A 19,847-nucleotide genomic window follows, 5' to 3' on the forward strand; every position below is an offset into this window, starting at 1 on the left:
CAATCAGGCGAACGCCTCGATCGGCGGGCAGGAACACACCAGGTTGCGGTCACCGTGCGCGCCGTCGATCCGCCGGACCGCGGGCCACACCTTCGGTCGGTCGTAGCCTGCGGGGTACGCCGCGAGTTCCCGCGAGTACGGGTGGTTCCAGTCGGCGACGAGGCATTGCGCGGTGTGCGGAGCGCCGCGCAGCGGGTTGTCCTCTGCGGTCCACTCGCCGGAGCCGACGCGGTCGATTTCCCGGCGGATGGAGATCATCGCGTCGCAGAATGCATCGATCTCTTCCAGATTCTCGCTCTCGGTCGGCTCGACCATCAAGGTCCCCGGCACCGGGAAGCTCATCGTCGGCGCGTGGAAGCCGTAGTCCGCCAGCCTCTTCGCCACGTCGTCGACGGTGACCCCGGTGTCCTTGGTCAGACCTCGCAGATCGAGGATGCACTCGTGCGCCACCATGCCGTTGTCGCCGGTGTAGAGCACGGGGAAATACTCGTCGAGGCGGCGCGCGATGTAGTTGGCCGACGCGATGGCGGTCAAGGTCGCCCGGCGCAACCCCTGCGCACCCATCATCGCGATGTACGCCCACGTGATCGTCAGGATCGACGCGCTTCCGTACGGGGCGCCCGCAACGGTCGGACCGTCGCCCAGTTGCGGCGCCAGCGGGTGGCCGGGCAGGTACGGCTGCAGGTGCGAACGGACGCCGATGGGTCCGACGCCGGGACCGCCACCGCCGTGCGGGATGCAGAAGGTCTTGTGCAGGTTCAGGTGACTGACGTCTCCGCCGAAGCGACCCGGCCGAGCCAACCCGACCAGAGCGTTGAGGTTCGCACCGTCGACGTACACCTGTCCACCCGCGTCGTGCACCGCGGCACAGATATCGGATATCTCGTGCTCGTACACACCGTGGGTGGAGGGGTAGGTGATCATGATGGCGGCGAGGGTGTCGGCGTGCTCGGCGATCTTGGCCCGCAGGTCGTCGACGTCGACGTCTCCGTTCGGTCGGCACGCCACCACGACGACGCGCATCCCGACCATCACCGCGGAGGCGGCGTTGGTGCCGTGTGCGCTCGACGGGATCAAGCAGACCGTGCGACCGGTGTCGCCGTTGGCCTGGTGGTATCGGCGGATCGCAAGTAGTCCCGCGTACTCGCCCTGGCTTCCTGCATTGGGCTGCAGGCTGACCGCGTCGTAGCCGGTGATGTCGACGAGCCACTGTTCGAGGTCGGCGATCACCCGGAGTAGTCCGGGAACGTCGGTCGACGGCGCGAACGGGTGTTGGCGCGCGAACTGAGGCCAGGTGATCGACTCCATTTCAGCGGTCGCGTTCAACTTCATCGTGCACGATCCCAGCGGGATCATGCTGCGGTCGAGGGCGATGTCCTTGTCCGACAGCGCGCGAAGGTAGCGCAGCATGGCTGTCTCGGTGCGGTAGCGCGTGAAGGCGGGATGCGTCAGGTACTCGGACGTGCGGGCCCAATCGGCCGGGACGGACTCGGCTCCCGGTCCGGCGGGCTCGGCACCGAATGCAGCGAGCACATCGACGATGTGAGCCTCCGTGGTTGCCTCGTCACAGGCGATCGCGACGTGATCGTCGTCGACCGGTCGGAGGTTGATACCGCGTTGTTTGGCGGCATCGACGACGGTGTGGGCCGCGCCGGGGACCGCGGCGAGCACGGTATCGAAGAACTCGGCATGCACCACGTCGATGCCCGCAGCCTGCAACCCTGCTGCGACGGTTCGAGCACGGGTGTTGACGCGAAGTGCGATCGCGCGCAGCCCATCCGCGCCGTGGTAGCTGGCGTACATCGCGGCCACGATGGCCAACAGCACCTGGGCGGTGCAGATGTTGGAGGTCGCCTTCTCACGGCGAATGTGCTGCTCGCGCGTCTGCAGGGCCAAGCGGTAGGCCCGATGTCCGTCTGCATCGACGGACACTCCGACCAACCTCCCGGGCAGCTGGCGCGAGTGCCCGGAGCGCACTGCGAGATAACCGGCATGCGGACCGCCGTACCCCATCGGAACCCCGAAGCGCTGGGTGGTTCCGAAGCAGACGTCGGCACCGATTTCACCGGGCGCGGTCACCAGGGTGGCGGCCAGCAGATCGACCCCGACTGCAACCAGCGCACCGCGCTCGTGTGCTGCCTCGATCGTGGCGGTGTGGTCCACCAGACGGCCTGATGCTCCCGGCAGCTGCGCCAGCACTCCGAAGAAGTCGCCTTCGGGCAGGCCGTCGGCGAGGTCGGCGTACACCAGCTCGATCCCGAGGGGTTCGGCGCGCGTGGCGAGGACGGCTTTGGTCTGCGGGAAGATATCCGAATCGACGACGAGGCGGGGTGACTTCGAGCCTCGGTTGGCGCGACGCATGAGCGTCATGGATTCGGCTGCGGCAGTGGACTCGTCGAGCATGGAGGCATTCGCGACATCCATACCGGTCAGGTCCGACACCATCGTCTGGAAATTGAGCAGTGCCTCGAGTCGGCCCTGACTGATCTCGGGCTGATAGGGGGTGTACGCGGTGTACCAGGCCGGATTCTCCAGGATGCCGCGCGTGAGCACCGGAGGCGTCAGGGTGTCGTAGTAGCCCAGGCCGATCATCGAGGTGGCCACCGTGTTGCGGCCGGCGAGATCGGCCAGCGCGGCCAGCGCATCGTGCTCGCTCAGAGCAGGCGGCAATGTTGCCAGGCCATCGGGAACCCCGTCGACGACGGTATCGAGAATGGACTCGGGAACAGCCTTGCGGGCCAGCTCGTCGAGGCTGTCGACACCGATTGCATCGAGAATGCGGGCCAGTTCGGTGGTGTCGGGGCCGACGTGTCTGTCGACGAAAGCCGATGCGGTCGAAGTCATTCGGTCGGTCACGGTCTACTCCCAGGGGTCCCAAGACAAGGCGTCGGACGGCCGGGGCATACGCGCCGACCGCTCCTCCCCCTCTGTCGTGTGCTCGCTGACGCGTGCGCCTGAGAGATTCGGTAGAACACGGCGCGCTGACGTGCGCGCACCGGCACCTTTCCCCTTGGGCGGGTGGGTGCTCCCACCACTTTCCAGAGTTGTCGAAGCCCACACGGTCCGTGTGCCTGAGAGATTGACGGGGAGGTATTGCTCCTTCGGCGTCCGAGACTGGATGCCTCGGAACTCTCCCGCGCAGGCGCGACGGTGAGAAGTCTAGCCGGTCTTACGACTCGCGCGATTCTTGCGGCGGGACGCCAGTTCGTCTTCGGGGCTCGGCTGGCTCTCTCCGCCGTCTGCTCGCTCGGCCGGGAAGTCGGCGATGGTGCCGGTGAGCTCGCGCATCGCGCCGTTGACGGCGATACCGAAGACGCCCTGCCCGCCCTGCAGCAGGTCGACTACTTCCTCGGCCGACGTGCACTCGTAGACGGTGGTGCCGTCGGAGAACAGGGTGATGTTGGCGAGGTCGCCGACGCCACGCTGGCGCAGGTGATCCACGGCGACGCGGATGTTCTGCAACGAAATTCCGGTGTCGAGTAGGCGCTTGACGATCTTGAGGACCAGCATGTCCTTGAACGAGTACAGCCGCTGGCTGCCCGAACCTGCTGCGCCTCGGATGGACGGTACGACCAGGCCCGTACGCGCCCAGTAGTCGAGTTGCCGATAGGTGATGCCGGCAATCTGGCACGCGCTGGGTACGCGGTATCCGACGAGTTCGTCGGGCACCGAATCGTCGGGGAACAGGCCGGGTTGAATATCCTGCGACTGTGCGACAGGGCGATTCGACGCCTCGTCGGGGGTCTCGACCCGAGCATCGGTTGCGGACGCGTCCTCTGTCCGGCTTGCGGCGTCGGATTCTCGACTGCCGTGATGCTGCTGCGGCTGATCTCCCACTGACTGCTCCCTCTCGGATGTCTCACTGCGTTCGGATCCAGTCAGTACTGGGATCCGTCCGAAGCGCGCCTGAACGCCTCGGTGTACTCGCGTGAAGTCATACCGTGTACCAGGGCCAGACTACGCCTCGGCGGCAACCGACGAGGCGTGAACTGCGTCGGTCCGAACTGCACCGGCGATGAACTTCACTGGCACGAACGTTATGGGGGCGATCGACCAGATTCAACGCAACGCGCCGTAAACCTGAACCTAAAGTTGAGGTTGAGACTATTCCGTTACCCGTCGGTGGCCTTGAAGTCGTCCGGCGACACCGATTCGAGGAATTCCTTGAACTTCTCCACCTCGTCCTCACGCTCGTCCGGCATCAGCAGGCCGGCCTCGGCGAGCACAGGCTCCTCCGCATAGATCGGAACTCCGGCACGGAGCGCGATGGCAACCGAATCCGACGGCCTCGCCGACACGCGGATGTCCTTGTCGAATACGAGATCGGCGTAGAAGGTGCCTTCTTGGAGGTCCACGATGCGCACCTCCTTGAGCTCGTGCCCCAACGCAGAGATCAGGTTCTTCACCAGATCGTGCGTCAGCGGCCGAGCCGGCTGCACACCTTGCTGCTCCAAAGCTATTGCGGCAGCTTCGGTTTGGCCGATCCAAATCGGGAGGTACCTATCTCCGTCGGATTCACGCAGCAGCAACACGGGCTGGTTCTGCGGCTGTTCGACACGAATACCGACCACACGCATTTCACTCATCGTGTCCACCTCACACCTCGAGAAATCTTCGCTGGTCGTCGCTGGTCCAGCTCACCAGAACCGAGTCTATTGGAATCCGAACCGGCGCGAGCGAACCTCACCGGTCGAGCGCACCACGCACCGCTGCTTTGACCAGACACGTATGCAAGGTCAACGACAGAGCTGCCAATTCCCGGATCATCTCTTCGGCACGATCACGTGCACCGGCATCGCGCCCCTTGGCGACCGGCCCGGCGATCTGAGCGACGAGACCCGCTTCGCGGTCCGCCGCGAGCTTGAACGCACGGAGGTGACGAACCTCGAGCCCGAACTGCAACATCGCGTGCGCGGTACGAGCGAGCGTGACGGCACCGTCGTCGTAGAACCCGGCCTGCCCGGGAGTGATCAGACCGCTGCGCAGCAACTCGGTCAGGAAGGCGTCGTCGATGCCGGCCTGAGCCAGTAGATCTGCCTTGCTGATGCGGACTTCGCGATCGGGCAGGAACTCCTCCGGCGAGACTTCACCGGCCGCGATCGTCAACGACCGTGGGCGCTTGACCGAGGCGTCTGCTCTCTCGACGGTTGCAACGCCGTGGTCGATCGCTTCGAGTTGTTCCTTGATCACCTTCAGCGGCAGGTACTGATCACGCTGAGCGGTGAGCACGAACCGCAGCCGTTCGCAGTCCGCGATCGAGAAACGCCGATAGCCCGACGGAGTGCGCTCCGGAGAGATCAGACCCTCGGCTTCGAGGAATCTGATCTTCGAGATGGTCACGTCGGGAAAGTCGGGCCGGAGTCGATCGAGGACGGAGCCAATCGACATCCCCCCGCTGGACTGCTGCCCGACGGCGGTCACTGGCTTCCTGCACCCGCAGACGACTCGCCGACTGCAGATCCATTGCCGCCACGCGGCCCGGTGAGGAAGACCAGACGGAACTTGCCGATCTGCACCTCGTCACCGTTGGCGAGCACGGCGGAGTCGACCGGCTCGCGGTTGACGTAGGTGCCGTTGAGGCTGCCCACGTCGACGACCTGGAAGTCGTCCTCGTCCTGGCGGAACTCTGCATGTCGACGGCTCACGGTGACGTCGTCGAGGAAGATGTCGCTGTCGGGGTGACGACCGGCCGACGTGGTCGGCTGGTCGAGCAGGAATCGGGATCCGGCATTGGGACCACGCTTGACGACGAGCAGGGCAGCTCCGACAGGCAAGCCCTCGACACCCGATACCGGAGCTTCGGTGCTCTGGGCGGTAGCGGAGTTGTCCAGCTCCTGGAGGAAATCGGCGCGGAAGACCGAGGTGGTCTCGGCCGGCGACTCCCCGTAGTTGCTGTCGTTGTCGTTCTGGCTCACCGTTACTCCTTCTCAGTCCGTTGACCCGGGCAACGATCACCTCGGGTAACGCAGTACATGGTCTTCACTTCTGGTTCTGCTGGCGTTCGGTGGTGCGTTTCGGTTCCTCGGTGCGTGGCGGACCACTCACCATGCGCGACCTTCGCCCCGACAGGCTGTTCGCTCGGTGTCGACCGTACCCTGCGCGCCGAGGACCTGTGGTCGGTTGGCCGGTGTGTACGGCCCTTCGTCACTCAGCTGTGATGAGAGCATATCCGGCGGCATCGAGCATCGGTGCCAGCGCCGCGTCCAATGCCTCCGAGGATGCGACCTCGAGCTCGATCAGCCACCCGCCGGTGTACGGTCCGGAGTTCACCTTCTCGGGTTCGGAATCCAGATCTTCGTTCACGGCAACGACTTTGGCCGTGAGAGGACTGAACACGTCGGACACGCTCTTGGTCGATTCCACTTCACCGAGAGACTCGCCCGCGGTGACGCTGTCACCGATCGCCGGAAGCTGAACGAACACGACGTCGCCCAACTGAGTCTGGGCGTAGTCGGTGATACCGATTCGAACCGTCGCAGGCCCCGTCCGCTGCACCCACTCGTGCTCGGGGGTGTAAAGCAGATCAGCTGGTGTGTCGATGTCGCTCAACGCGGCATTCCCTTCCATCGTGGCCCGGGGCGAGCGGGCGATCAGTTTCCGGGCTGAGCGTATTGACGTGGGCGCGGATCTCGCAAGGCGGAGACCGTGACCTGGTCCGATCGCTCGACTCGCGAGCTCGCCCCGTTGCGGGCGACCGTGTCGATCACCCCTCCCGGAATGTTCAGTGCAGCTTCCAGAGTCGCCGGATCTCCGATGGCAGTGAAGGTGTAGGGAGCGCGTAGTTCTCGGCCGTCCACCACGACTCGGCCGGCCGGTCCGGCCATCCACGAATCCACACCGATGCGGACCGCGACCCCACCACCGTCGATCTGCAACGCCTCGGCACCGGCGGCCCGCAGCTCCTGCAACGCGTCGAGCAGAACCTCTGCTCCGACGCCGGCGTCGGTGTCGTCGATCGTCAACGTGACGCCGGGTCCTCGGGCCGCCACGGTGCCGATCTGAATGGACAACGCGGACAGTCGTTCCTGGGCTTCCGCCACCGCGGCGACCGACCCGGAACCGGACTGCCGGAGGGTGGCGAGCGTGCCCTGAAGCGCGCTGATCTCGTCGCGGATCGACGCCTCGCGTCGCGTCAGGGAGTCCAACACCACCAACAGGTCCTCGGGCCGCGAATTCTCCAGATTGCCCGACGTGCTCGTTTCGCGCACCTGTGTCGCGATTCCGATTCCGAGGGCACACATCAACACGAGAGCGAGAATGCCGAACCACGTGCGCTGTCCACGTCGGGTGCGCCGACCGTGCCGTCCGGGGCCTGCGTTCATCGGTCAGGCACCGAAAAGCCGTCGGCGCAACGCAGCGGCGTTGCCGAAGATACGTATTCCGAGCACGACGACGATGGCGGTGGACAGTTGCGTTCCGACTCCGAGCTGATCGCCGAGCCACACGATGAGCGCCGCGACGAGGACGTTGAAGACGAAGGACACGACGAACACCTTGGCGTCGAAAATGCCGTCGAGAAAGGCGCGCACGCCGCCGAACACTGCATCGATAGCGGCCACGACGGCGATCGGCAGGTATGGGGCGACGACTGCTGGAACTCGAGGCCCGGCGACGAGACCGATCACGACTCCGACGACGAGCGCGACCAATGCTGCGAGCGCGAATCCGGCGCGGCCGGTCGCGGCGGGCTCGGTGCCGCCGGGCACCTCGGGACCGGGGCTGCCGGAGTCGGATGGCTCGACGTCCGGGACGTCACTCGCCGTCATCGTGGGGCCACCTCCTTCGCCTCGAACGACTCCCTGGCGACGGCCGGCCCGAACTCGAGATCGGTGGCCGGCCGTACCGAGAAACCGACACCGTAGAGCTGAGCGACCGTGCTCATGCGCAGGTATGCATCGCTGACGGCGAACTGCACCTGAATGCGCTGCGGTGGACCGATCGCATCGATGTCGTAGGGCGAGGTGATCGGGCGATTGTCGAGCAGCATCGCGCCGCCTGCCTGTCTGATCGTCACGTTCGGCCCGACTCGATTGCCGTCGACGGATACCGCTTCGGCGCCGCTGGCCCACAGAGAGTTGACGACGGCAGCGATGTCGCGGTCGAGAACGGTTGCGCCGGAACCGGTACGGACCGATCTGTCGGATGCACCGCCTGCGGCAGGTTCTGTCACGACGACCGACAAGCCGGGACCGGTCACCGAGTCGATACCGGCCGCCGACTCGACCGCATCGAGACGGTCCAGAAGCTCGCTCCCGGCAGCATCGGACTGGAGCGCGCGATCACGCTCGGTCGATACCTGCGCTGCGAGTTCGTCCCTCGTGACGTCCAGTTCGGCCTCACGCTCCTGGGCAGCACGCACTGCAGCAGAGGCGTCGGCGCTGGCCCGGTCGATCTCCGCCGCGTCGGAGGCCAGCTGCGACATCGCGACCCCGAAGACCACTCCGACAGCGACGGCACCGGTGATCAGCCAGAGGACAGGCGGCACCCTAGGGGTACGCACGTGGTGCGCCGACCGTTCGACGGCAGCGGCTGCGTAACCCGGATCGAGGTGATCCGTCAACAGCGATGTGAGCAGTGACGGAGTCGGGTTCCTCTTCGGTCGTGCTGGTGGCTGCACCGTCACCTGCCCGGTGCGGAGGTGGGCGCGATCGCTCGCGCGACGGCCACTGCCTTGCCGAGGTACAACGCACCGGTCCACGTGTACAGCACCGTCCCCCAGATCAGGAGCGCGTAACCGAGGGGCCCAGCGGCGTCGGCCACGGAACCGGTGCCCACGGAGACCAACAGCACCGGCAGCGCGATCATGACCACGAACGTGGCTGCCTTCCCGAGATAGATCACGTCCGGAGGCGGGAGGGAGCGACGTCGGTAGACGAACATGGTCAGGCCGAGAACCGCGTCTCGCCCGATCAGGATGGCAGCGACCCACCACGGGATGATGCCGCGCACCACGAATGCGACCAGCGTGCTGACGACGTACAAGCGATCGACGAGCGGGTCGAGAATCGCCCCCAGCCGCGACGACTGCCCGAGCAAACGTGCGAGTTTTCCGTCGAGCCAGTCGGTGCCGCCGCTGACGAGCAGAATGACCAGCGCCCAGCCGTCTGCCTGGGGGCCGAGAAGAAGAAACAAGAACAGCGGAACGCCGGCGAGTCGCACGGCACTGAGCAGGTTGGGAACAGTTGCGATCCGATCCGTTACCTCGAGTTCTCTCTTGTCCGTCACCGCTCACCTCCTGTCGCCTCGGGCGTCGTGGCAGCCGGCGCGAGCACACCGGCGGTTCGAGGCCACGTTAGCGCCACGCGAACACCGGCTGCTCGAAGTCCGCGACCCGGGTGTGTCGACCGCGAAGGACCACTTCACGAAACTGGTGCACGATGGCACCCGTGGGAGCATGGATGGCACCGGTTCGGAACGGCCACCGAATCACGGGTCGGGGCGACTCGGGGATCGTGACGAATTCCGCATCGACATCGAGTTCGGCCTCGGTCACCTCGAACACTTCGGCCACCTCGTCGGCACTGGGCTGCAGCGACGACGAATACTCGCCCACCCACACCACGAACGGTGTGATGACGTAACCCGAACGGGTGACGTAATCGTCGAGGCGCCCGAGTACCTCCCCCGGGTCGGTACGAATGCCCAACTCTTCCTGGAGTTCACGCAGGCAGGCCTGTGCCGGGGTTTCGCCCGGATCGACTCCGCCACCAGGTAGCGCGTACTGACCCGGGTGAGCGCGCAATCGGCTCGGCCGTCTGGTCAACAGCAGGCGATGGTCTCCGCGCTCCCCGCCGACCGCCAGAGCAACAGCTGCGTGGCGCAGACCGTCGGCATCTGCTGTCCGAAACTCGAAGTGGCCGAGTGCGCGCTCCATCGAGTCGCGGCCGAGGCAGTCGCTCGACTCGTCGCTACGCGCCATGAGTACCCACCGATTCGATTGCCGTCACGCGGAATCCGCGAGACGCGCGGCCGGAGGAAGGAGTTCGTCGGCGGACGCGGGCCAGGCCAGTGCGTGCTCGGCCAACCCGGCGAGTTGCTCCACTTGTGTTCGACACCAGGGCGATACATCGATTCGGTCTGCGAGCACGTCGGCCGAAAATTCGGACCAGGACACCCATCGCGTTTCGTCGACCTCGTCAGGATCCGGGTCGAGTGTCGCGTCGTCGCCGACCGTCACCCGGTAGACGGGGCAGATCTCGTTCTCGACTATTCCGTTGTCCATCACAGCGCGATACCGAAAATGCGGCAGCACCAGTTCCGCGGACCGGGCTTGCAGACCCAGCTCCTCGCCGATGCGCCGGAGCACTGCGGACTCCAGATCCTCGCCGGGTGCTGGATGTCCACAACAACTGTTCGTCAACACGCCGGGCCACGTCGTCTTGCTCGACGCCCGTCGCGTGAGCAACACGGCACCGTCCTCCCGCACTACGTAGCTGGAGAACGCCAGGTGCAGCGGGGTCTGTTCGGTGTGCACCGTGGTCTTGTCCTGGGTGCCGACGGCGTGGCCATCGTCGTCGAGCAGTACCACGTGCTGCGCAGGGGATCGATCCATCGTTCCATGCTCCCACGGCCGGCCGGCCGGTCTAGTGTCGAACCATGGGACAGGACGACAAGGACAAGACAGACGGCGGCACCTCGACCGAACACGACACGGCGGACTCCCCCAAGGGCGGCCGCCCCGGACCGGTGGACGGCGGAGGCGGCGGTGGGATGGCGACACGGGAGAACGCCCCGGAGATCGCCGACGATCAGGAGTGATATTTCCCGGTGCCGTCGCTGTTTGAATCACAGAGATTGCGTCAATACCCCCGATGTTCCCGCGCTGCGCGAGAGCACGAACCTCCATCAACGGAAGGACCTCGATGAGCATCAACGACGACGACATCACCACCTCAGGCGGATCTGCAGGCGAAGGACCCGCTGACGGCGGATCCAATCCCGGCGGACACGACGGCGGAGCAGACGGCCCGGCCGGAGCAGGCGAAGGACCCGCTGACGGCGGATCGAATCCTGACGGACACGACGGCGGAGCCGACGGCCCAGCGGGTGGAGAAGGCCCGGCCGACGGCGGATCCAACCCCGGCGGACACGACGGCGGTGCGGACGGTTCCGCTTGATCATCGAGTCGAACGACGAGCGCGGATCGGTCAACCGGTCCGCGCTTCGTCGTCTCACCGGAATCGACGCCGCCTCTTTCGCGGAGCGTCACTGGGGCACAACACCCAAGTTCACCCGATCTGCCGAACTGTCCGGATCGTTCGAGGATCTGATGACGGTCGACGCGGTCGACGAGTTGATCTCCGAGCGCGGCGTACGCACCCCGTTCGTGCGGATGGCCAAGGACGGCCGCCTGCTGGAGAAGAACAAGTTCACGGGGTCCGGAGGGTTCGGAGCCGAGATCACCGACCAGGTCGATTCCGCGGCGGTTCTGTCGGCCTTCGCGGCCGGCAATACTTTGGTGCTGCAGGGACTGCATCGCCTGTGGCCGCCCTTGATAGCTTTCACCGGCGAGCTCGTTCGCGAACTCGGCCACCCGGTACAGGTCAATTCCTACGTCACTCCGGCTGCGTCCCAAGGCTTTTCGCCGCATTACGATGTGCACGACGTGTTCGTCGTGCAGATCGCCGGTAGTAAGCGGTGGACAATTCACTCGCCGGTGCACCGCCATCCCCTGAACAATCAGCCGTGGTCGGATCGACGAGCAGCAGTGGAACGTCACGCCGACGACTCCCCGGAGTTGGACATCGTGCTCGAGCCCGGTGACGTTCTGTATCTCCCACGCGGCTGGATCCATTCGGCGCAGGCTCTGGGCGAGACGACGGTGCATCTGACGATAGGCGTCGCGTCGTTCAACGATTACGACATCGCCCATCACACCCTCGGTGCTCTCCAGGAAGTCGAGGGACTGCGCGCACCGTTGCCGGCCGGATGGGACCCGACCGACTCCGAGGCCGTTCTCCCCCACGTACGCCGCGTGCTCGGCGACATGCGCCGAGCACTCGACGAGTTGGATCGAGATCCTGAGGCGCTGCAGCGGATCACCGAGCGTATTGCGAGTCGGTACGACGAGCTGGTTCGACCCGAACCGGTGCGCCCCCTTCGCAGTGTTGCCCAGATGGGTGCGCTGCGGGGTCAGGACTCGATTCGACTCAGGGACGGGGTGATCGCGCGAGTGGTGCGAACCCCCGAGTCCGCGGCTGTCGTGCTACGCGACAAAACTGTGTCGATGCCGCCTCAGTGCGCCGATGCCCTCGAATTGTTGCTCGGAGGATCGCCGTGCCGGTTGGATTCTCTGCCGGGACTCGACACCGACGACGCGGTCGTCGTCGGTCGTAGGCTCGTGCGCGAAGGCATCGCGGTCATGGCCGGCGAGTAATGGTGACCTCGGCCGTCAGGTGATGGTCACACCGCCGTCCACTGCGATCGTCTGGCCCGTCACGTATCCGCCTGCGTCGGACGCGAGCCAGACCGCGGTGGCGGCCAATTCTTCGGGGTCACCCTTGCGTCCGAGGATCATTCGGGGAGCCAATGCCTCGAGGTATCCCGGCTGGTAGGAATCGGTCATCTCGCTTTCGAAGAAACCAGGCGCAATAGCGTTGACGCGGATGCCTTTTCGAGCACCCCACTGTTGCGCGAGGTCACGAGTGAGACCGACGATGGCCGCCTTGCTGGCACTGTAGGCAGCCTGAGGCAGACCGGCGGTGGTGAGCCCGAGAATGCTGGATATGTTCACGATCGAGCTTCCGGGCTGCATCACCCGTCCGCACGCCTGAGCGGCCCAGTAGGAGCCGTTCAGGTTGATGTCGATGACAGAGCGGAACTGCTCGGGAGTCTCGCGGGTGGCGGGGTACGCCGTGCCGACGCCGGCGTTGTTGATCAGCACGTCCACCTTGCCGAACTCGGCGACGGCGGCCTCGACCATGGCCGTGCACTGGTCGGGATCGACTACATCGGTTGCCACGCTCAGCGAACGCCCACCGACTCTGTCGATCAGTGCGGCAGTCTGTGCCAACTTGTCGACGCGACGGGCGGCCAGCACCACGTCGGCTCCGGCCTCGGCCGCCGCTTTCGCGAAAGACACTCCCAAACCGGACGACGCGCCCGTGACGATGACGACGCGGCCGTCGAGGCGGAATTTGTCCAAGATCGACATGTTCTGAAATCTCCTTGTATCGGGTGTCTCGTGCTCAGAACCAGGCGGGTGACATATCGAGGGTCGTTCGATCGAGAAGCGCCAGCAGATCGAGCTGCGCATCGACCTTCGGTAGCTCGTAGACGAAGAAGTACCTTGCAGCAGAGCGCTTTCCGTCGTAGAAGTCTCCGGTTCGGTCTTCCACGGCAAGCAGCTGCTCGAGCCACATCCACGCGATGACCGTGTGGCCCATTGCCTCGAGGTAGGCCGTGGAATTCGCCAACGCCACGGCGGCATCACCGGTACCCCAGACTGCGGCGGTGACCTCGACGATCCTCGAGAACCTGTTGTTCAGCTCGGTGCCGTACTGCTCGGCCGCTCCCCCGCGAGTCGATGCTCGCGTCACGGTCTCGGCGATTCGCTCGGCGAGCAGCGCCAACCCGGCACCGTTCTGCATGACGACCTTGCGGCCGAGTAGGTCCAAGCCCTGAATGCCGTGTGTACCTTCGTGAATGGGGTTGAGCCGGTTGTCGCGGTAGTGCTGTTCCACGTCGTAGTCGCGGGTGTAGCCGTAACCCCCGTGCACCTGAATGGCAAGGCTGTTGGCCTCGAGACACCACTGCGAAGGCCAACTCTTGGCGATCGGCGTCAGTACGTCGAGCAACAGTGTCGATCGAGCTGCGTCGGCGGCGTCCGATGCCGAATCCTGGTGGTCCACCAGACGCGAGCAGTAGAGCCCGAGGGCCAATGCACCCTCGACGTACGACTTCTGCGCCAACAACATTCGGCGTACGTCGGCGTGTTCGATCAATGCGACCGGAGGCGCGGCCGGATCCTTGGCTCCCAGTGGCCGTCCCTGGGTGCGCGTCTTCGCGTACTCGACGGATTTGAGGTAGCCGACGTAGCCGAGTGCGATCGCCAGGAATCCGACGCCGATCCGGGCCTCGTTCATCATGTGGAACATGTACGACAGACCACGGTTTTCTTCGGCGACGAGATAGCCGACTGCCCCGGCTTTCCCACCGGGAGAATGGGTTCCGTCGCCGAATGCGAGCAGAGTGTTGGTGGTACCGCGGTTGCCCATCTTGTGATTGAGCCCGGTCAGCACGATGTCGTTACGTTCGGCGATGCCGCCCTCACCGTTCGGCAGGAACTTGGGAACGATGAACAGCGAGATCCCTTTGACGCCGGGAGGTCCACCCGGCGTCTTCGCCAGAACCAGATGCACGATGTTCTCGGTCAGTTCGTGATCTCCACCGGAGATCCACATCTTGGTACCGGTGAGCCGGTAGCTGCCGTCGCCCTGCGGCACAGCCTTCGTGGTGATGTCCGCCAGCGAAGACCCCGCTTGCGGTTCGGACAGACACATGGTGCCGAACCAACGCCCGTCGATCATGGGCCGCACGTAGTCGCGCACCTGCTCCGGTGTGCCGTAGGTGGCGATCAGATTGGCGTTGGCCATCGTCAGGAACGGATACGAGGACGTTCCAGCATTCGCAGCCTGGAAGAATGCCATGGCGGCACGAGAGACGGTGGCGGGCAACTGCATACCGCCGATCGATTCGTCGAACTGCCCGGCGATCAACCCCGCGTCTCGGTACACGTCGAGAGCAGCCTTCACCTCGGGGATCAGTTCCACCGAACCGTCTCTGTTCATGGTGGGCTCGTGTGCATCGGCCTTCTTGTTGTGCGGGGCGAAATGCTTGTGGGCGATGTCTGCACTCAGGTCCAGTACCGCATCGAAGGTCTCGCGCGAGTGTTCCGCGAAGCGTGGCCGCTGCGTCAACGCAACCACATCCAGCCATTCGTACAACAGAAAATCCAGGTCGCGGCGTGAGAGAACGTCCGACATTTCGCTGCTCCGATCGAGAGGGGTGACGCGTGAGCCGACGGCGTGAGCTCTACGAGGGAGCGGCAACCGCGTCGCACGTGACGTGGAACTCACCATACAAGTCGGGTTCGGTCATCCACATCGAGTACCTACGCCGCCTTGATACACGACCGATGCCCGGCGTGGCGGTAACCGAAAAAGGTTGCAACACAGACATCTCAGGCCAACCGGACTATGAGCAGCGTCACGATTGACGACTTGGCTACAGGCATATACTTACTTTTGATAACTATCTTCGGCGTACGAGCACGATGATCCGGCGTCGTCCGGTGCATCGTGGAGGGGAGAAGCATGACCCGAACAGTCACCTCGAGAACCACAGAGGCCGTCGACAGCGAACACGATCGAGACATCCGCCAGCGAGACCGTTTTCAGCATCTGTACGACAACGATCCGGAGTTCCGGGCCGCCGAGCCGGATCGGTCTGTTGCGGACGCCGCTCGAGAATTGGCCCCCAATCTCGCTCGCGTGGTTGCCGAGATCATGACCAGGTATTCCGATCGCCCCGCCCTGGGACGGCGCGCGCGCACGATCGAGGACACCGACGGCAGCACTTCGGCTCGCCTACTCCCCCGATTCGACACGGTGACCTACGGGCAGGCCTGGGCCGACGCAGGAGCCTTGGCGTCCGCCCTGGGTCATGACGACGGCATCGCTGCAGGCGACTTCGTGGCCACGCTCGGTTTCGCCGGCATCGACTACGTCATCACCGAACTGGCCACCATCCGCGTCGGCGCAGTCGCAGTTCCACTTCAGGCCGGAGCCACCGCAGGTCAGCTGACGGCCATCGTCGACGAGGTCGAGCCGGTGGTCCTGGCCTCCGACGTGGACAACCTCGCCGTCGCGATGGAGGTAGCCGGCCACTGCCGGTCGATCCGCACAGTGGTCGTACTCGACTACGACGACCGAGTCGATGCCGACACTCGGGCGCTGGCGTCCGCGCGCGAGGGTGTCCACGGGTCCGACGTTGTTGTTCGCCCGCTGACCGATCTGGTGGACGAGGGTTCCCGGCTCCCCCAGGTGCCGTTGTTCGACGTCGAGGATCCCGAGCGTCTCGCCGCACTGATCTACACCTCCGGCAGCACCGGTACTCCGAAAGGGGCGATGCACACCGAACAGATCGTGTCCGGTGCGTGGACCGGGGCCTGGCATCGGACGGGTGCGTCGTCCGAGGGCGTCGACGAGCCGGCCTTTCCCGTCATCACCCTCGACTACCTACCGATGAGCCACCTTGCCGGCCGCGGCCTCGTCTTCTCGACTCTGGCGGCGGGCGGCACGGTCCACTTCGCAGGCTCGAGCGACCTGTCCACGTTGTTCGAGGACTTCGCTCTGGCGCGCCCCACGTTGGCACTGTTGATTCCGCGGGTGTGCGAGATGATTCGCCACACCGTGCTCGCCGAGATCGATCGTGCGGTCGACGGTACCGATGCAAGTGAACACGACCAGATTTCGCGAGACGTGCTCGAGCGCGTGCGGTCCGAGCAGTTCGGTGGACGAATCCTGGCTGCAATGGTGGGCACCGCACCCATCGCCGCCGAGGTCAAGGATTTCGTGACCGACTTGCTCGACGTTCGGGTTCGCGACAATTACGGCTCGACCGAAGCCGGAATGGTACTTCTCGACGGGATCGTCGCTCGACCACCGGTACTCGAATACAAGTTGGACGACGTGCCCGAACTCGGCTACTTCTCCACCGACACTCCCCATCCACGTGGTGAGCTCCTACTCAAGACGACGTCGATCATCCCCGGCTACTACAAGCGACCCGACGTGACCGCAGATGTCTTCGATTCGGATGGGTTCTATCGCACCGGTGACGTCGTGGCCGAGCTGGAACCGGACCGGCTCGCATACGTGGATCGTCGAAAGAACGTACTGAAATTGGCCCAGGGCGAATTCGTTGCGTTGGCGCGCCTGGAAGCCGTGTTCGGTACGAGCGAGCTCGTGGATCAGATCTTTCTGTACGGCAACAGCCAGCGGTCGTATCTGTTGGCCGTCGTCGTTCCCGCTCACGCGAACTCGACTGCGGGAGCGATCATGGAATCCCTCCAGCGAATTGCCCGTACGGAGTCGCTGAATTCTTACGAGATACCTCGCGAGGTCGTGCTCGAACCCGAGCCCTTCACTCAGGACAACGGTCTGTTGTCGGGTGCCGGAAAGCAATTGCGACCCAAACTCGTCGAGCGGTACGGCGACGAACTCGAGCGTCGTTACGCAGAACTCGAATCGGGGCAGACCGACCGATTGCGTGAGCTTCGGCGTTCCGGTGCCCAGGCACCCGTTCTGGTCACGGTCGGGGACGCCGCACAGGCTCTGCTCGGCTGCTCGGGCGCGGACATCCGACCCGATGCCCACTTCACCGATCTCGGTGGCGACTCGTTGTCGGCCTTGACATTTTCCACATTGCTGCGAGACATCTACGGCGTCGACGTCCCCGTCGGTGTGATCACCGGACCCGCAATGGACCTGTCGGCTCTTGCCGACTACATCACATCTGCGATCGACAACGATTCCGACACCGCGACATTCGCTTCGGTTCACGGTCGCGACGCAGCCGTCGCGCGCGCATCGGATCTGACCCTGTCGGCATTTCTGGACGCACCCCTGCTCGATGCCGCTCACCGAATCTCAGGCCCCCGGACGCAAACGAACACCGTTCTGCTGACGGGAGCGAACGGATACCTGGGCCGGTTCTTGTGCCTCGAATGGCTGGAGAAGATGGCAGCCGCCGGCGGTAAGGTCATCTGCCTGGTGCGCGGACGCTCCGATGTCGATGCCCGCGCCCGCCTCGACGCCGCCTTCGACAGCGGAGACGCGGAGTTGTCCGATCGATACCGCACCCTGGCCGACGCCGCACTCGAAGTGATAGCAGGCGATCTGGGCACCCCCCGATTCGGATTGACCGACGAAGTCTGGGAGGAACTTTCCCGGCGCGTGGACCGCGTCGTGCACCCGGCAGCACTGGTCAATCACGCGCTGCCGTACGAGCACCTCTTCGGACCGAACGTCGTCGGAACGGCCGAGGTGATCCGGTTGGCCTTGACCGACCACGTCAAGCCGGTGACCTACCTGTCGACGGTCGCGGTTGCCGTCGGGGTCGACGACTTCTACGAGAACGGTGACATCCGGGTGGACAGTCCGCAACGAGCTGTCGACGAGTCGTACGCCAACGGTTACGGAAACTCCAAGTGGGCGGGAGAAGTATTGTTGCGCAACGCTTTCGACGAGTACTCGCTGCCCGTCTCGGTCTTCCGGTCCGACATGATCCTCGCCCACAGCACGTGGTCCGGGCAGCTGAACGTGCCCGACGTCTTCACGCGCCTGATCCTGTCGGTGGTCGCAACCGGGCTGGCACCGAGAAGCTTCTATGCCACCGATGCCGGAGCGCCGACCGACGAGCAGGGCAGGCCACTGGCTCACTACGACGGATTGCCTGCGGACTTCAGTGCAGCGGCCATCACCTCGATCGCGGGCGACGACGTGACGGGCTACCGAACCTTCGACATTTTGAACCCCCACGACGACGACATATCGCTGGATACGTTCGTGGATTGGCTACGTGACGCGGGGTGCACCATCGACATCGTCGACGACTACGACGAGTGGTTCGAAAGATTCAGCGCGGCAGTGCAGGAACTACCGGAGAAACAACGGTCACACTCGTTGTTGCCGCTGATCCACTCCTACGCGCATCCCCAGCACCCGTCGTCGGGGGCAATCCTGCCGGCAGAGGAATTCGCGTCGGCTGTCGGCGATATCCCACACCTGGGGCGAGAACTGATCGAGAAGTATCTGGCCGATCTGGTAGCACTCGGCCTGGTGGCCAAGAGCTGACCGTTACCTGGTGCGGGCCCTTCGGCTCGCACCGGGTAACCCCGCCCACTACCGCGGTACAGTCGTAAGCCTATGTGGATCGGATGGATAGAACTGGATTTTCTGTTGGGCGACGTGCACTCCCTGAAGGAGAAGCGCTCGGTGATTCGGCCCGTGATCTCGGAGCTGCATCGAAAATTCGCGGTGTCGGTCGCCGAAACCGACCATCGCGACCTGCACAGACGGGCCGAAATCGGAGCGTCGGTGGTAGCCGGCGACCTCGACCACGTGACCGACATCCTCGACCGGGTCGAGCGGATGGCGGCGTCCCGACCGGAGCTTCATCTCGTAGCCGTTCGGCGGCGCACACTGAAGAGCGACGACATCTGAATCGCGGCTGTCGACGAATCCGGGTCTTCGACGTTCACGGTTATCGGCGGACGTCGAACACCTGCTTCTGGATGCCGTTGCCGTACACCTCGTGCTCCACCAGATCCAGGTGGGTCGTGGCCTTGTCACTGGAGCTGAACAGCCGCTTGCCCGCGCCGAGCAGCATCGGGAAGACCAACAGGTGGTAGCGGTCGACGAGACCGGCGTCGGCGAGGCTGCGACCCAGCGTCGCGCTGCCGTGCACCGAGATCGGCCCGCCTTCGGTCTCCCGGAGTTCGGCGACGTCGTCGATGCTGCGCAGAATGGTTGCCGGCCAACGGTCGTCGCTGCGCTCCAATGTCGTCGACACCACGTATCTGGGCATCGAGTTGTATCCGGCGAAATCGTCCATAGTGGGCCACACGGGAGCGAACGCCTCGTAGGAGGTTCGGCCCAGCAGCATGGCCGTGGCCTCGTCCTGCTCACGGCCCTTGATTTCGTACGCCGCAGGATCGAATTCGATGTCCTTGAACGTCCACCCTGCGTTGCGGTAGCCGACTTCCCCACCCGGTCCCTCCATGACGCCGTCGAGCGAAACGAACGCGGTCACGATCACGGTGCGCATGGCAATCCTCGGTTCGG

The 19,847-nt window shown here is 64.8% G+C and carries 20 protein-coding genes and 1 riboswitch; of the genes, 5 read left to right on the plus strand and 15 right to left on the minus strand.

Annotated elements, in window-relative coordinates; genetic code table 11:
• Positions 1-3: 3 nt before the first annotated feature.
• From gcvP to idi, 12 genes are all read right to left on the minus strand, one after another.
• A complete protein-coding gene (gcvP, locus tag E4P29_RS21700; protein ID WP_135047228.1) occupies positions 4-2,844 on the minus strand; it encodes an aminomethyl-transferring glycine dehydrogenase in 2,841 nt (946 codons plus the stop codon).
• Between the two features lie 205 nt (positions 2,845-3,049).
• Positions 3,050-3,147: riboswitch (glycine riboswitch) on the minus strand.
• Between the two features lie 12 nt (positions 3,148-3,159).
• On the minus strand, positions 3,160-3,699 hold the full coding sequence (locus E4P29_RS21705) for a MerR family transcriptional regulator (RefSeq protein ID WP_157226114.1): 540 nt from the start codon (positions 3,697-3,699) through the stop codon (positions 3,160-3,162).
• Positions 3,700-4,112: 413 nt separating this feature from the next.
• Positions 4,113-4,586, minus strand: a complete 474-nt coding sequence (locus E4P29_RS21710) for a bifunctional nuclease family protein (RefSeq protein ID WP_027497166.1) — start codon at positions 4,584-4,586, stop codon at positions 4,113-4,115.
• 97 nt (positions 4,587-4,683) lie between these two features.
• Positions 4,684-5,421 (minus strand): MerR family transcriptional regulator, encoded by a 738-nt coding sequence (locus tag E4P29_RS21715; protein ID WP_027497167.1) that lies wholly within the window; start codon positions 5,419-5,421, stop codon positions 4,684-4,686.
• On the minus strand, positions 5,418-5,915 hold the full coding sequence (gene garA, locus E4P29_RS21720) for a glycogen accumulation regulator GarA (RefSeq protein ID WP_027497168.1): 498 nt from the start codon (positions 5,913-5,915) through the stop codon (positions 5,418-5,420). Before garA ends, E4P29_RS21715 begins: the two co-directional genes overlap by 4 nt.
• Positions 5,916-6,144: 229 nt before the next feature.
• A complete protein-coding gene (gene gcvH / locus E4P29_RS21725; RefSeq protein ID WP_027497169.1) occupies positions 6,145-6,549 on the minus strand; it encodes a glycine cleavage system protein GcvH in 405 nt (134 codons plus the stop codon).
• Between the two features lie 41 nt (positions 6,550-6,590).
• The gene (locus tag E4P29_RS21730) at positions 6,591-7,322 is read right to left on the minus strand and encodes a DUF881 domain-containing protein (protein ID WP_135047171.1); all 732 of its coding nucleotides are present in this window, start codon (positions 7,320-7,322) and stop codon (positions 6,591-6,593) included.
• A gap of 3 nt (positions 7,323-7,325) precedes the next feature.
• Complete coding sequence (locus E4P29_RS21735; RefSeq protein WP_027497171.1) at positions 7,326-7,706, minus strand: small basic family protein; 381 nt, start codon at positions 7,704-7,706, stop codon at positions 7,326-7,328.
• Between the two features lie 56 nt (positions 7,707-7,762).
• Complete coding sequence (locus E4P29_RS21740) at positions 7,763-8,617, minus strand: DUF881 domain-containing protein (protein ID WP_027497172.1); 855 nt, start codon at positions 8,615-8,617, stop codon at positions 7,763-7,765.
• 2 nt (positions 8,618-8,619) lie between these two features.
• A complete protein-coding gene (locus E4P29_RS21745; RefSeq protein WP_135047172.1) occupies positions 8,620-9,225 on the minus strand; it encodes a CDP-alcohol phosphatidyltransferase family protein in 606 nt (201 codons plus the stop codon).
• Positions 9,226-9,292: 67 nt separating this feature from the next.
• A complete protein-coding gene (locus E4P29_RS21750; protein ID WP_080729266.1) occupies positions 9,293-9,874 on the minus strand; it encodes a CoA pyrophosphatase in 582 nt (193 codons plus the stop codon).
• A gap of 69 nt (positions 9,875-9,943) precedes the next feature.
• Positions 9,944-10,552, minus strand: a complete 609-nt coding sequence (gene idi / locus E4P29_RS21755) for an isopentenyl-diphosphate Delta-isomerase (protein ID WP_135047173.1) — start codon at positions 10,550-10,552, stop codon at positions 9,944-9,946.
• 44 nt (positions 10,553-10,596) lie between these two features.
• Here idi and E4P29_RS26105 point away from each other — a divergent pair, with 44 nt between their 5' ends.
• The 3 genes from E4P29_RS26105 to E4P29_RS21765 all read left to right on the plus strand — a co-directional run bounded on the left by E4P29_RS26105 (position 10,597) and on the right by E4P29_RS21765 (position 12,376).
• A complete protein-coding gene (locus E4P29_RS26105; RefSeq protein ID WP_167328012.1) occupies positions 10,597-10,758 on the plus strand; it encodes a hypothetical protein in 162 nt (53 codons plus the stop codon).
• Between the two features lie 104 nt (positions 10,759-10,862).
• Positions 10,863-11,117, plus strand: a complete 255-nt coding sequence (locus tag E4P29_RS21760; RefSeq protein WP_027497175.1) for a hypothetical protein — start codon at positions 10,863-10,865, stop codon at positions 11,115-11,117.
• The gene (locus E4P29_RS21765; RefSeq protein ID WP_135047174.1) at positions 11,114-12,376 is read left to right on the plus strand and encodes a cupin domain-containing protein; all 1,263 of its coding nucleotides are present in this window, start codon (positions 11,114-11,116) and stop codon (positions 12,374-12,376) included. The genes E4P29_RS21760 and E4P29_RS21765 overlap by 4 nt, the downstream gene beginning before the upstream one ends.
• A gap of 15 nt (positions 12,377-12,391) precedes the next feature.
• Here E4P29_RS21765 and E4P29_RS21770 read toward each other — a convergent pair whose 3' ends face one another.
• Together E4P29_RS21770 and E4P29_RS21775 are read right to left on the minus strand one after the other, a co-directional pair.
• Entirely contained in the window at positions 12,392-13,153 is a 762-nt protein-coding gene (locus E4P29_RS21770) for an SDR family oxidoreductase (RefSeq protein ID WP_135047175.1), read from the minus strand.
• A gap of 34 nt (positions 13,154-13,187) precedes the next feature.
• The gene (locus E4P29_RS21775; protein ID WP_135047176.1) at positions 13,188-14,984 is read right to left on the minus strand and encodes an acyl-CoA dehydrogenase; all 1,797 of its coding nucleotides are present in this window, start codon (positions 14,982-14,984) and stop codon (positions 13,188-13,190) included.
• A 330-nt stretch (positions 14,985-15,314) separates the two neighbouring features.
• On the opposite strand from E4P29_RS21775, the gene car reads away from it, so the two are divergent.
• Positions 15,315-18,857, plus strand: coding sequence for a carboxylic acid reductase (gene car, locus E4P29_RS21780; protein WP_135047177.1), 3,543 nt, complete (start codon positions 15,315-15,317; stop codon positions 18,855-18,857).
• A gap of 72 nt (positions 18,858-18,929) precedes the next feature.
• Positions 18,930-19,226, plus strand: a complete 297-nt coding sequence (locus tag E4P29_RS21785) for a DUF503 domain-containing protein (protein ID WP_027497180.1) — start codon at positions 18,930-18,932, stop codon at positions 19,224-19,226.
• Between the two features lie 40 nt (positions 19,227-19,266).
• On the opposite strand, the gene E4P29_RS21790 is transcribed toward E4P29_RS21785, so the two are convergent.
• Complete coding sequence (locus tag E4P29_RS21790; RefSeq protein WP_032370583.1) at positions 19,267-19,830, minus strand: dihydrofolate reductase family protein; 564 nt, start codon at positions 19,828-19,830, stop codon at positions 19,267-19,269.
• Between the last annotated feature and the right edge of the window lie 17 nt (positions 19,831-19,847).

Source organism: Rhodococcus sp. 1R11 (genome assembly GCF_004563845.1).
Lineage (GTDB): Bacteria > Actinomycetota > Actinomycetes > Mycobacteriales > Mycobacteriaceae > Rhodococcoides.